At 42.1% G+C, this 12,477-nt stretch carries 13 protein-coding genes and 1 tRNA gene; 10 read left to right on the forward strand and 4 right to left on the reverse strand.

All coding sequences use genetic code 11. From position 1 onward, the window contains the following. Nucleotides 1-939: a 2-phospho-L-lactate transferase gene (gene cofD / locus J2755_RS08800; protein WP_209682118.1), complete on the forward strand. Its 939-nt coding sequence runs from the start codon at nucleotides 1-3 to the stop codon at nucleotides 937-939. Nucleotides 940-1,166: 227 nt separating this feature from the next. On the opposite strand, the gene J2755_RS08805 is transcribed toward cofD, so the two are convergent. Next, nucleotides 1,167-2,330, reverse strand: a complete 1,164-nt coding sequence (locus J2755_RS08805; protein WP_209682120.1) for an ABC transporter permease — start codon at nucleotides 2,328-2,330, stop codon at nucleotides 1,167-1,169. Between the two features lie 8 nt (nucleotides 2,331-2,338). Further along, on the reverse strand, nucleotides 2,339-3,427 hold the full coding sequence (locus J2755_RS08810; protein WP_209682122.1) for a hypothetical protein: 1,089 nt from the start codon (nucleotides 3,425-3,427) through the stop codon (nucleotides 2,339-2,341). Between the two features lie 176 nt (nucleotides 3,428-3,603). Between J2755_RS08810 and J2755_RS08815 the strand changes: the two genes are divergently transcribed. From J2755_RS08815 to J2755_RS08835, 5 genes are all read left to right on the forward strand, one after another. Then, nucleotides 3,604-4,320: an ABC transporter ATP-binding protein gene (locus J2755_RS08815; protein WP_209682124.1), complete on the forward strand. Its 717-nt coding sequence runs from the start codon at nucleotides 3,604-3,606 to the stop codon at nucleotides 4,318-4,320. 15 nt (nucleotides 4,321-4,335) lie between these two features. Beyond that, nucleotides 4,336-5,592 carry a COG1361 S-layer family protein gene (locus J2755_RS08820; RefSeq protein ID WP_209682126.1) on the forward strand — a complete coding sequence of 419 codons (1,257 nt, stop codon included), beginning with the start codon at nucleotides 4,336-4,338 and terminating at the stop codon, nucleotides 5,590-5,592. Nucleotides 5,593-5,596: 4 nt separating this feature from the next. Then, complete coding sequence (locus J2755_RS08825) at nucleotides 5,597-6,811, forward strand: ABC transporter permease (protein ID WP_209682129.1); 1,215 nt, start codon at nucleotides 5,597-5,599, stop codon at nucleotides 6,809-6,811. Between the two features lie 12 nt (nucleotides 6,812-6,823). Next, entirely contained in the window at nucleotides 6,824-8,032 is a 1,209-nt protein-coding gene (locus J2755_RS08830) for an ABC transporter permease (RefSeq protein ID WP_209682131.1), read from the forward strand. Between the two features lie 88 nt (nucleotides 8,033-8,120). Next, entirely contained in the window at nucleotides 8,121-8,951 is an 831-nt protein-coding gene (locus J2755_RS08835) for a protease inhibitor I42 family protein (protein WP_209682142.1), read from the forward strand. 73 nt (nucleotides 8,952-9,024) lie between these two features. On the opposite strand, the gene J2755_RS08840 is transcribed toward J2755_RS08835, so the two are convergent. Further along, entirely contained in the window at nucleotides 9,025-9,465 is a 441-nt protein-coding gene (locus tag J2755_RS08840) for an SRPBCC domain-containing protein (RefSeq protein WP_209682144.1), read from the reverse strand. Nucleotides 9,466-9,838: 373 nt separating this feature from the next. On the opposite strand from J2755_RS08840, the gene J2755_RS08845 reads away from it, so the two are divergent. The 4 genes from J2755_RS08845 (at nucleotide 9,839) to J2755_RS08860 (ending at nucleotide 12,208) form a co-directional block, all read left to right on the forward strand. Next, on the forward strand, nucleotides 9,839-11,050 hold the full coding sequence (locus J2755_RS08845; RefSeq protein ID WP_209682151.1) for a deoxyguanosinetriphosphate triphosphohydrolase family protein: 1,212 nt from the start codon (nucleotides 9,839-9,841) through the stop codon (nucleotides 11,048-11,050). A 1-nt stretch (nucleotide 11,051) separates the two neighbouring features. Beyond that, nucleotides 11,052-11,516, forward strand: a complete 465-nt coding sequence (locus J2755_RS08850; protein ID WP_209682152.1) for a nucleoside 2-deoxyribosyltransferase — start codon at nucleotides 11,052-11,054, stop codon at nucleotides 11,514-11,516. 73 nt (nucleotides 11,517-11,589) lie between these two features. After that, nucleotides 11,590-11,931, forward strand: coding sequence for a DUF3795 domain-containing protein (locus J2755_RS08855; RefSeq protein ID WP_209682153.1), 342 nt, complete (start codon nucleotides 11,590-11,592; stop codon nucleotides 11,929-11,931). A 133-nt stretch (nucleotides 11,932-12,064) separates the two neighbouring features. Then, nucleotides 12,065-12,208: a zinc ribbon-containing protein gene (locus J2755_RS08860; RefSeq protein ID WP_209682154.1), complete on the forward strand. Its 144-nt coding sequence runs from the start codon at nucleotides 12,065-12,067 to the stop codon at nucleotides 12,206-12,208. 111 nt (nucleotides 12,209-12,319) lie between these two features. Here the strand turns inward: J2755_RS08860 and J2755_RS08865 are convergent. Then, nucleotides 12,320-12,442: transfer RNA gene (locus J2755_RS08865), tRNA-Ser, on the reverse strand. Nucleotides 12,443-12,477: the final 35 nt, after the last annotated feature.

A 12,477-nucleotide genomic window follows, 5' to 3' on the forward strand; every position in this document is an offset into this window, starting at 1 on the left:
ATGATTATTTTTTCAGGAGGCACCGGGACTCCCAAATTACTTGACGGATTGAAGCGTGTTTTGCCGCATGAGGATATTCATGTGGTTGTCAACACCGCAGAAGATATCTGGGTAGGCGGGAACCTGATAACTCCGGACATAGATACTGTATTGTATCTGTTTTCTGAAAAAATAGACCGGAGCAAATGGTGGGGGGTAGATGGCGACACTTTCCAGACCCATCAGTCGATGCTGGATGCAGGATTTGATGAAGGCATGATGATAGGCGATGTTGACAGGGCCACCCATATCATGCGCTCGGAACTGTTGCGAAGTGGATTATCGTTGACAGAAAGCATTCGTGAGCTGTGCAGGCATTTCGGTATTTCTGCAGGCATTTATCCCATGACTGATGACCCTGTTTCAACATACATAAGCATCCCTGAAGGAAAACTTCATTTCCAGGATTTTTGGGTGGGAAAACGTGGTGAACCTGATGTTCTGGACGTGACAATTGATGGTATTCGGAATGCTTCAATATCTCCTTCTGTATTGGAGCTTCTTGAAAAAGAGGATAATGTCCTGATTGGGCCCAGCAATCCGATTACCAGTATCGGACCAATTATTGCTTTGCCGGGAATGGTTGATATCCTTAAAGGTAAAAATGTGGTTGCAATAAGTCCCATCATCGGGAATGAACCGGTTAGTGGGCCCGCAGGGAAGCTTATGGCAGCAAAAGGATATGATGTATCTTCAAAAGGAGTCGCGGAATGCTATGCTGATTTCCTGGACGTTATGGTAATAGATTCGACTGACACTTCGGATATAAAGGATATTGAGTCTGTCGGCTGTGAAGTCAGGCAGGAAAACACCCTTATGAAATCAGTTGAAGTCAGCGAAAATCTCTCAGAATCAGTCATTCGTATATTCAAGGAATTAAATATATATGGCATAAATTGAAATCATATTAAAAAATTGAATTGCGTCAAAAATTCCAACCGGTATAGTATATATAAGGTTTTAACAAAAATAGTATTGCTACTCTACTCGATCATAATAGTGCCAAAATGGGGGTGGTATGAGCGGGTTGGGGAGTGGGGGTACTTAAAAGAGGTTTTTTACCCGCTCATCTACTTAAACTTTAAGTATTGTTCTTGTATATACACTTTGCGTTTCATTTTTTTATTTTAGACTGTTGAGATGGCATCTACAGGATCCATTTTTGCGGCCTTCTGTGCTGGATAAATCCCCGCAACTAAGTTAAGTGCAAAAACAATTGCAATAGTTAAGGCAATGTCAGAATACCTGATCAAAACGGGTATTGCATCAAATTGGTACAATTCCCCGGGAACTTCGTAACTGCCGATTGAAAGAGCCAGTCCTACTCCCAGAATTGTACCTGCGGCAGCTCCCAGCAATCCTAATATTCCGCTTTCGATAAGGAATATCATACGAATTTGCTGGATGCTGGTTCCCATTGCTTTAAGGATTCCAATTTCCTTTGTTTTTTCCATAACTGTCATATTAAGGCTGCTGACAACTCCAAAAGATGCGATAAGGAGGATGAATCCCAGGATTATCCTGTTAGACGTGCCTTCTATTGCAATTGTCTGGAGTATTTCGGGATTGGTTTCAGTCCATCCGGCTGCATTATAACCAAGGGCATCGACTTTCTCGGCCACTTCTGCGTCCATGTTAAAATCATCAAGACGAACACTTATTTTGTTTATAACATCCGTTGTTCCGTAGAATTCCTGTGTCATCTTCAGATCTGTATATACAAGAACACTATCAATTGGTGTTCTGGTATCATATATGCCGACAACTTTCAATGACGATATTCCGGCTTCGGGGAAGAATGCATCTACGGTATCTCCAGATTTCACTTCCAGCTCTTCCGCGAGGTCATCCCCAATAACAACACCATTGGCAGTTGATGCAAGGCGATTGAAATCTCCCTCGATCAGGTCTCCTGAAGGATGAAAAACGGCTTCTTCATCTCTTTGGATCACTCCTTTCATCATTGCACTCTCAATATTATTTTCTGACTGGAGTATTACTTCCCTTTCAAGGGATACAGAGGTTGCCGTTACACCATCTATGGCAGCAATGTCTCCAACTGTATTACGGTAGAGGTGAATGTATTCCTCACCATCTTGCGGAGTCACCGTGACATGTGGGAGATCGTTAACAGTAGACTCGTACAACAAATCAGTGAAACCCGCCATGAATGCATTTGAAACCACAAGAATCATTACCGCTATAGCTATGGCTCCTACTGACAATAACGTCTGTCTCTTTCTTTTTCGGATATGCCTTAGCGCAATAAACAGTTCCAGGCTTCCTTTCATGAAAGGCCTCATTTCCGATTCAATATCAGGAATAGGATAAAAAACGTAGCAATTGCACCGAGGACAACGAATCCGGGAGCTTCTTCTGTTTGCCCGGAGGTATCATTAGTGTCATCGAGTATCGTATCTGTCTCAGTTACATCTATAACTGTATCTTTTCTTTCAATGACTTCTCCGGTGTCTGAGATAACTTCAATGGCCAATGTGTATTCGCCCTCAGGCAAGGTTTGCTCCCATATTGCTTCAATGGTTTCGTCATCGCCTGTGAGCAGTAGGGGCACATCGACGGTTATTTGCTCAGTTGCCTGATTGTCTGCATATAGTGTGAACCGGATTTCTCCTTCAAAAGGAACTTGTGATATTCCATTAACGGTTACGCTTGCCCCGATCTCATCCTTATACGTGTCTGTTATTTCCACGTTGGCTTTAGCGGTAAATGCCTTGTCATCAACAATAACAACTTCGTATGGATCAAAAAGGTAGATCTTTGCACGTCCCCTGTATTCCTCACCACTTTTAAGAATTGTTTCCCATTGTTTGTGGTGGGTTGAGGTTTGTGTGTGAATTGAAACTTTTTCGTCTACTGAAACATCCACAACTCTGGAATCCTTCACAAGCATATACTCGATATTTGCAATGGTAGGTTTTTTTGGCGTAACTGCAAGACTGATTCCTTCTGAGTTTGGTATAAGGCTATCGATTGTAATAATTGGTAGCACCTGGTTACCGTAGACAAAACTATGTGTCTGCCCGCACAGGACTTCATTGTCGCTGGAAACTCTTACTTCCACATCATAAGGACCATCTTCGGTAGTTGCAGGTTCCCAGTACAAAACAACAGTTTCCTTTGATACGGACAGGTTTTTAAGAATAAGAGTTTGTGAGTCGATGACAGAATCCTCAAACACTAAATCAAGGTGGACTTCGAACTCACTGATCTCTTCAGGATATTCAATGGTAACGTCACAGCTTGTCAGATCGCTGTAAATACCTGTAATGGCTACTTCATCGCAGTCAGCAGCATTTGCAGGCATTGTTGCCAGAAGGAAGACAACTGCTATCAACAGCGCTTTTTGAAATAAGTGGTGACCAATCATCTACTAAAGATTTCTCTGATTCTATTTAATAAGTCCTTTCAGAATTCATTTCTGATAACTGTTAAATAAATGCGGGTATTATTTTGTATTTATCGGAATCTCATGGTAACAGGTTTTTCCGGTTGCTAAAATATTGGAAATGATTGCTCTTAGTAAGGTGGTAAAGAATAGTGGATATGGTTCAGTTACCTGATGACAGTGAAACGGCAGTTGTTGAGGCTGTGGATGTTTGTCGTGATTACCAGGTAGGAGATATGACAATCAAGGTTTTGAAGAGTATCAATCTCTCCGTAAAAAAAGGAGAATTCGTAGCAATAATGGGTCCATCCGGGTCCGGGAAAAGTACTCTTATGAACCTGATAGGTTGTCTTGACAGGCCCACCTGTGGGAGTGTCCTCATTATGGGAAAGGACGTAAACAAGATATCGGACAATGAACTTGCCCGATTGAGGGGTATGGAAATTGGTTTTGTGTTCCAGAGTTTCAATCTTGTTTCCCGCCTGTCGGCAATTGAAAACGTAGAGCTTCCTTCCTATGCAAACAGTCGTACCGGGGTCAATTACCGGGAGTATGCAAAGGAATTGCTGGAGCTTGTGGGACTTGGGGACAGGATGAATTATCGCCCTACTGAACTTTCCGGTGGTCAGTCCCAGAGGGTTGCCGTTGCCCGTGCACTTATCAATGATCCTTCATTGATTCTTGCGGACGAGCCTACAGGAAACCTTGACTCAAAGACCGGGAAAGAGATCATGGACCTGTTTACCGATCTTCACAAAAAAGGGCGTACAATTTTAATGATTACACATGATCCGAATCTTGCAAAAAAGTATGCAGATCGTGTGGTTTACCTGATGGATGGATCAATTAAAGAAAGTATGGATGTTGCAGTTTAACCGAGGTTGATATTTATGGAAAACAATTGTAAGGCATTGTCATTTTTTATGGTGTCATTGATGCTGTTTGCAGTAGCGGGAGTCCCGATGTCTGCAGACGCTGCATCATCTTCATCAAGCAGCACTTTGCGGGTGGACGTATTGGAGTATGAACCCTATCCTGCGGAGATAGGGGCTTATGTCAGTATATGGGTAAAGGTGGAGAATTTTGCTTCAGGTGAGGCTGAGGATGTTTCCATTATGCTTGAGCCGGAATACCCGTTGTCACTGGATTCACCAAGCAATGCATTACAGAATTTCGGAGAACTGCCTCCTGACAGGTCAGCTATCCATGAGTACCGCCTGTATGTTGATGAAAATGCAAAATCGGGAACTGCTGATTTTGATGTGCTTTACCGTGCCAGCGAAGACTTTGGCTGGCAGAAAGAGAGCTTTGAGATAAGGGTTGGTTCCACAACCTTTGACAGCAGGGGAACAGTTGAGCTTGAAAACTTAATTGCTGAACCATCCGTTTTTATTCCCGGAGATGAGGGCTCAATCAGTTTTACACTTACCAATACGGCCCAGGCAAGCACCATTACGATTGATGATGAGGTTTATGATACCTATGCAAGGGTTCAGTCTGCAACCCTTACCGGTACTGACATGATTACAATCACAAGTGTTCCATATGAAGGTAAAGGTGTACTTGGTCCAGGGGACTCGGTGCAGGTCTCCTATAATATAGAAGTCAGTGATGCCATTGAAGATGGGACATATTTCCTTGATCTTGCGATGATAGGCAATTCCCATTCTTTCAACAACAACTGGATGATTCCTCTGGTTGTGGATTCATCTTCAGTTCGTGTTATCCCTTCCAAATCCCTTATCCTCCAAAACGGTGAAGGAACACTTGAGTTTGATGTTGCAAATATTCATCCCAACGCCCTTTCCTCGGTTTCCGTAATGCTGGAGGCAGAAGGCGTTGATTTCTTCCCTAAGGAGTATTTTGTAGGTTCCATGGATCCTGATGAGCTTTTCACCATCGAGATTGATGGTAAGGCCGAGGATTTATCCACCACGGATCCTGTGAATGTTACGGTTATCGTTGATTACAGGAATGGCCTGAACCAGCATGAAGAAGTTCTTGAGATACAAACCCTTACGTTTGAACATGTTCAGGAAGAGAGTAACAATGCTGCACTTGCTGTTATTCTCGTAATAGCTATCGTTGGTGCTGTCGGATTTTACCTGTACCGGAAGAAGGGTTTCAAAGGGATAATGGGTCGCTGAAATAATGGTAAAGCTTGCGCAGGCAATTAACATTGCACTGGGTAGCATACGCAGTGCCAAATTGCGGTCTTTCCTTACCACTCTTGGTATCATAATAGGCGTAGCTGCCGTTATTGTCAATATTTCGCTTGGTGTGAGCTTTAGCCAGAATTTTGAAGAGGAACTAGGTGCTGCAGGTTCCAATTTCATTGTCATTTTTACACAGAAAAATAATGTGTTCCACGACAACCAGCTTGAGATTGTAAGGACAACTACCGGAGTTGAGGCAGTTTCGCCTGTGAATGAACAAATCGGAATTGTTCGATACCAATCGACGGAGCGGAGTGCAACTATTGATGGGGTGACACCTGAATATGAGGAAGTAGGGAATCTGTTCATGGAAGAGGGGCAGTTTCTTGACAGCCAGGATAGATTTGTTGCGGTTATAGGTACGGATGTCGCCTATGAGAAGTTTAATCGTAATATCTCTGTGAAGAATTTCATCAATGTTTCTATCAATAATATTGAAGGTGGGGTCAGCACCCAGACTTTCAGGGTAAAAGGAATCATAAAGGACCCGGATGCAGCGTTTATTGCTCAGGAAGTTGACCCGCGATTCAGGGTTTTTATTCCTCTTGACGTGATGCAGGAAATGCAGGGTGTGGAGGATATTGGCGGTTTCTTCATAAAAGCGGAAAGTGTCGAGGCTATTGAAAGTGTTTCAGATGACATTGATGAACGACTCGCAAGATCTGTGGGTGTCCCAAGTCGTGACATAGACAATGAAGATGCAAAGCCTTATGTCGTATTCACGGAACTGGATATCCTCGAGCAGCTAAACCAGCTTTCAGGTGCATTAACCTCAATACTGACAGGAGTCGCCCTTATTTCGCTTGCAGTAGGTTCCATTGGGATTGTAAATATAATGCTTGTTACTGTTACTGAGAGAACCAAGGAAATCGGGATACTGAAATCCCTTGGATACACTTACAGGGATATATTGACTCTGTTTATCGTAGAAGCTGCAATCATTGGATTGCTTGGAGGTATATTCGGGGTTATAGTTGGAGCTGTGGCTTCATACTTTGTGGATGGTTTCCTTGAAGTTCCGTTTGTCTTCCCACCATACCTTATTTTGTTAGGTTTTGGCATTGCAATGATCGTGGGTATTGTTTCGGGCATTTATCCTGCACGAAAAGCTGCAAAAATGGATCCTGTGGAGTCTTTAAGATATGAATGAGGGTGGTATAAGATGCTGAAATTAGGTCATGCTTTCCGTTTGTCATTTGGAAGCATTGGGAGTGCTAAGCTGCGCTCGTCCCTGACCACCCTTGGTATTATTATAGGGATTGCTGCTGTTGTGGCAAACGTGAGCCTCGGCGCCAGTTTTAGCCAGTATTTTGAGGATGAGCTGGGAACTGTTGGTTCCGATTTCATTATTATTTTCAGTCAGGACATCAACCTGTTTTTTGATAACCAGCTTCAGGTTGTGGATGGTGTTGCCGGAGTAGAGGGGGTGTCGCCCTTCCGACAGCAACTGGCGGGGGTGACGTATCAGTCGACCCTGCGACAGGTGACGATACAGGGCGTTTCGGAAGACTATGAGAGTATCGCCAGCGTCAGGATGGAAGAAGGGGAATTCCTTTCGGATAAGGACAAGTACGTAGCGATTTTGGGTTCGGATGTAGCTCACGAAAAATTCGATCAGGATCTTCCTTTTCGCAATTCAATCGATATTGAGCTTGTGCGCCGTGACGGTACGACTGTGTCACACAGCTTCAAGATAGTGGGAATCATAGACAGTCCGGATTCGTTTTTTTTCGATACCGGTGCTTCAGAGCAGATATTCATACCCATTGACACCATGAACGAGATGCTGGACGTTGAGGACTATGGTGGTTTCTGGATATCAGCCAGGGATTCTGGCTCGGTGAGGGATGTTTCGGATGAGATTGACAGCCGGCTTGCCCGCAGTCTCGGGGTTTCCGAAAGGGAGCTGGAAAATGAGGACGTGAAACCTTATACTATAATCAATCAAGCGGATGTCCTCGATGATCTGGATGAGCTATCAGCTTCGCTTTCTTCCCTGTTCATCTCCGTTGCATTGATATCATTGCTTGTAGGTTCTATCGGTATCACGAATATAATGCTGGTTTCAGTTACTGAAAGGACGAAGGAAATCGGGTTGCTGAAATCCGTCGGCTACACCAGATCAAATATCCTGATATTGTTCATTATTGAATCCATTGTCCTGGGCCTGATAGGAGGAGTGCTGGGTACACTCCTTGGGCTAGGTGGATTCTACCTGGCTGCAACTATTGTTGGATTACCAGCGGTATTTTTGCCATATCTTTTCGTGGTGGGCATTGGAATTGCCGTATTTGTTGGTTTAGTGGCAGGGGTGTATCCTGCCAACAAGGCTTCAAAGCTTGACCCGGTGGAATCGTTGCGGAAGTTATGAAATCGATATGAAGATAGCTTCAAACCGATTCGTAGTTTAAGGAAAGGCTTTATGCTTTTCGCTCCATTCTTCTATTAGGTGATGATGTATGAAGATTAACGGATATGCAACCATAGGCCTGATTGTGATGGTTTTCATAGTTGCATTGGCAGCAGTGGTATTGCCGGGATGCACTGAACCGGTTTCACCAATAGATGATGTTGATGACAATGGTACAAATGGGGATGAATTTGACGATTCTCTTCTTTCTTCATTCTACAATGAAACTGATGACAGTTCAACCATAACAATTGAAGTGGGGGATTCATTTGAGGTATGGCTTGAGGAAAACCCGACTACAGGCTACCAGTGGGAGCTGACGGTTTCAGACGGCCTTGAAATAATAAAGGATGAATTCATCCAGACTCCCGAGGAAGAAGAGCTTGTGGGTTCAGGCGGCGTTCATGTCTGGACAATCGGGATTAATGAGGCAGGCGATCAGTCCATTGATGGTATTTACAAGAGACCATGGGAGGACACCACCGGAGATGAGGATACTTTTAGCATGGCGGTTATCGCAGTGAACGCTGGTGACGATCAGGAAGGAGATTTCATATCTGGGACGGCGGTTGTCGAGGACGTGCAGGTATTGATTCTCGAATCCTTCCCTGTGCAGGTCCACCTGTCGGTTTCAGGCTACCTCCCTGACGGATGCACGGAAGTTTACGAGGACGGTATCAACGAGCAGCGTGATGGGTTCAACTACACTGTAGAAATCCCAACGAAACGTCCGGCTGACATGGCATGTACCGAGGCAATTGTGCCCTACACCGTCAACGTACCCATCGATGTGTACGGAATTGAAAAAGGCACTTACACCGTAGATGTGAATGGTGTCCAGACTACCTTCGAGTTACAGATGGACAATATTATTGAGTGAGGATGGATGTTCTGGAGGACGTCGGTCTGGAGGGAGATCGGTGTTCTCTTCACTCAGAAAACCTGCCTGGAAGTCAATTTTGAACTTCTTCTGCTCTCTTTTTTAAGGCAGCATTCATTTCATTGAATCCCTGCTTTGTGTTTGTACCCAAACTTTTCCAGAAAAGTGGGACAAGTATTCCCCTGAATTTTTCCCGCTGTATGAATTTGACACTCTTGCTATCCAGTGGTATTATCTCAAAAATATGTTCCCCATCAAAAAAACCCGGCAGGAAAAGGTGACCTAACCACCTGAATTCTTTTCCCTTTTCAACTTTCAAAACACTGGGTTTGAAAACCATGCTTTTGTTGTTGGGTCTTGCAAGGCGAACCAAGAGCTTGCTACCTTCCTCAATTTCACCTTGGGCTTCCAGAATAAAGGGATTCCATTCAGGGAATTTGCTGAAGTCCGTGAGCATTTCCCAGACTTTTTCCGGGGAGGCTTTGATTTTGATTTCAGTTGTAATTTCTCTCATGGTTTAATCTGGGGTTTGGGTGGATTTAGTTGTTTTGGGGATATACCATCTATTGGTAAGTAAATGGTCAAAGAAATATGACAGAAATATAACAATTTCTAAGGGCACTAAAAATAGGTTTAAAGAAACATATCTGCTGATGTATTACTGAGAGCAGAAGGTTGTAGAGTGTCCCATTTCATTTTATTCATATTACTTTCGGAGTACTTGGATTATGTACATTTATTCATGAGAGAAAGTGATTGTATCAAAGGAAATCGTTCTAGTAAATTAATCAAAGTTCTTAGCAACAACTGATAAATTTATTTATTGTAGGGGTGATAGTAATACTAAATTAAAAAACGAAATAAAGAAATTGATTCATATTTTATTAATGTATAGCAAAGGTGATTTTGTGGAGATTCAAAGCGATATAATGAGCCAAATTGAACTTAATTCTAGAAACAGAGAACAAATGTATTCAGAATACGCTACCAAAAATTCTGAATATGTGCGAAGGTATGGCGGGAAAAAAGAAGAACCTTTCTTAAGGCCTCCCTTTTTTAGAGATGCAGACCGCATTATTCACTCAAAAGCCTTTTCAAGATACATTGATAAAACTCAAGTTTTCTTCTTGATGGATAATGATCATATTACACATAGAGTAATTCATGTTCAATTAGTTTCCAAAATTGCAAGAGTAATTGGCAGAGCACTATGCTTAAATGAGGATTTAATTGAAGCTATAGCTCTTGGCCATGATATTGGGCATGTTCCTTATGGTCATTTGGGTGAAAAAATATTAGATAAGTTATGCAGAGAAAATGAGATTGGGCCATTCAAGCATAATATCCAAAGCATTCAATTTTTGGATCAAATTGAAGATTGTAATTTAACTCTTCAAACACTTGATGGAATTTTATGCCATGATGGCGAATCTCACAACCAAAGCCTTAAACCTACAGGTCAACTTGATTGGGGGTCGTTTGAAAATAAGCTGAAAGATATACAAAATGACAAGAATGTTTTTCCATTGACTCTGGAAGGTTGTCTAGTTAGAATATCTGACACAATTGCATATTTAGGTAGGGATTTGCAAGATGCAATTGAGGTTGATTTGATTACTGAAAAAGAGTTAATTAATCTGCCTGAGAACTGCAAAAATTTATTTGGCTACGAGTATGGCAAAAACATAAATTGGCTTATTTTAGACACCTTGATTAGGGATGTTATCAATAACAGCTCTGATGGTGATCACATCTCCTTTTCATCAGAGGTTTCTCAATGTGTAAAAGAATTCAAAGATTTCAATTATGAGAATATTTATTACCATCCAAAATTGAAAGAACAAGTTCCAAAAATAGAATACATGTATTCATATCTTTTCGATCACTTTTTGAATGATATCGAAAAAGAAAACAAAAAATCTCTAGTTTACGAGCATATGATTAATCTAGATTGGATCTCTAAAGCTTATCTTGCAAATGCTCAACCAGCAGAAATAGTTCGTGATTATTTGGCAGGAATGACTGATAGATATTTTGAGTATGTTTTCACAAATGCTACGATTCCTAGTAGAGATAAATTAAAGTACAGAGGGCGTTAACTTGACATATAATATTTATATTGCAGGGCCACTTTTTTCAGAGGCCGAACTAGAATTCAACCTTAAATTAGATGAGTTTTTAGCCAACATTGGGTTTCATACATTTCTTCCACAAAGAGATGGATATGAATTATCTGAATTGATTAGTGAATCTCTTGACAAGGAAAAAGCTGGAAAGATGATTTTTTCAAAGGATTTGGATGAGATTAAAAAAGCAGATATCATTGTTTTCATAATGGATGGTAGAGTTCCAGATGAAGGGGCATGTGTGGAAATAGGTCTTGGATTTGCTTATGGCAAAGAATGCATTGGATTAAAAACAGATTCTAGAACTTTCATGGATAATTCTGATAACCCGATGCTTTCAGGTGTTCTTAAAGGGCGAATTGCTTCCTCCTTTTCAGAATTGGAACTTTTATTAGAACCCTACATAAAACTCAAAGAGGAAATTTGTTGCATTTGTTAAAGTAATAGTGTAATATTACTTTATTTTCTATTCCATTCTACATTTTATAATTCCTTACATAGAAGAATCAGCCATGACAAAACTCGAAATAGGTTGCTGTGGTGCCTACTGCAAAACCTGCCGCGAATTCAAAAGCAGCAATTGCAAAGGCTGTAAGCTCGGCTACGATACAGGGGAGCGTGACATAAACCGTGCCAAATGCAAGATGAAGCTGTGCTGCTTCAGGGATCACGGTTATGAAACCTGTGCCGACTGTTCGGACTGGGAAACCTGTGATATTATTCAGGAATGGTACACGAAGGGCTATTCCCGCGGGAAGTGCAGGCAGTCCATTGATTTTATTCGCAGGGAAGGTTACGGGGAATTCCTGAAACGAGCCGATTCGTGGGAGAATCATTACGGGAAGCTTGACTGATTTTTGAGTATCCGAAAGGGTACATTTGTTCGCTACAAAACGAACAATTAATATACTATCGCCTGTAAAGTGATTTGTAAGGATTGGCAAGAAATAATCGATTTCTTAAATCGGCATCCTTAGGAGTAACTATATGATATACCATACTGGCGATACCCCCGGGAAAGGCACCTACATGTGCACTTTCTGTAAGAAAGAAGTAGTGCTTGAGAATGATACCGACAAACTACCTCCCTGTCCTAAATGCTACAAGACTGAATACACAAAGGTAGAGTAACCTTTCTTCTTTGGCTAGTTTACCGACTTATTGAATTAAAAAACGCCTTTCTTTTTTTTAATCGTTGAATCACACGTGAGCAAAACCTATCAAATTCAAACGTAAAAAAAGCGCCGGGGTTGGGATTCGAACCCAAGCACCCCGTGAGGGGAAACAGGTCTCGAGCCTGCCGCGTATAGACTCCGCGGCAAATTTGTGGTTAGCCGTTGGATTAGTCCGCTCTGCCACCCCGGCACGTTTTGATTTGATGGCGTTATGGCTTAAAAATG

The organism is Methanohalophilus levihalophilus (genome assembly GCF_017874375.1).
Lineage (GTDB): Archaea > Halobacteriota > Methanosarcinia > Methanosarcinales > Methanosarcinaceae > Methanohalophilus > Methanohalophilus levihalophilus.

Coding starts and splice junctions, on each gene's coding strand:
- J2755_RS08855 (WP_209682153.1), top strand. CDS start 11,590: ATGACAAAACTCGAAATAGGTTGCTGTGGTGCCTACTGCAAAACCTGC.
- J2755_RS08835 (WP_209682142.1), top strand. CDS start 8,121: ATGAAGATTAACGGATATGCAACCATAGGCCTGATTGTGATGGTTTTC.
- J2755_RS08840 (WP_209682144.1), bottom strand. CDS start 9,465: ATGAGAGAAATTACAACTGAAATCAAAATCAAAGCCTCCCCGGAAAAA.
- J2755_RS08845 (WP_209682151.1), top strand. CDS start 9,839: ATGTATAGCAAAGGTGATTTTGTGGAGATTCAAAGCGATATAATGAGC.
- J2755_RS08830 (WP_209682131.1), top strand. CDS start 6,824: ATGCTGAAATTAGGTCATGCTTTCCGTTTGTCATTTGGAAGCATTGGG.
- J2755_RS08810 (WP_209682122.1), bottom strand. CDS start 3,427: ATGATTGGTCACCACTTATTTCAAAAAGCGCTGTTGATAGCAGTTGTC.
- J2755_RS08820 (WP_209682126.1), top strand. CDS start 4,336: ATGGAAAACAATTGTAAGGCATTGTCATTTTTTATGGTGTCATTGATG.
- J2755_RS08805 (WP_209682120.1), bottom strand. CDS start 2,330: ATGAAAGGAAGCCTGGAACTGTTTATTGCGCTAAGGCATATCCGAAAA.
- J2755_RS08815 (WP_209682124.1), top strand. CDS start 3,604: ATGGTTCAGTTACCTGATGACAGTGAAACGGCAGTTGTTGAGGCTGTG.
- J2755_RS08860 (WP_209682154.1), top strand. CDS start 12,065: ATGATATACCATACTGGCGATACCCCCGGGAAAGGCACCTACATGTGC.
- J2755_RS08825 (WP_209682129.1), top strand. CDS start 5,597: ATGGTAAAGCTTGCGCAGGCAATTAACATTGCACTGGGTAGCATACGC.
- cofD (WP_209682118.1), top strand. CDS start 1: ATGATTATTTTTTCAGGAGGCACCGGGACTCCCAAATTACTTGACGGA.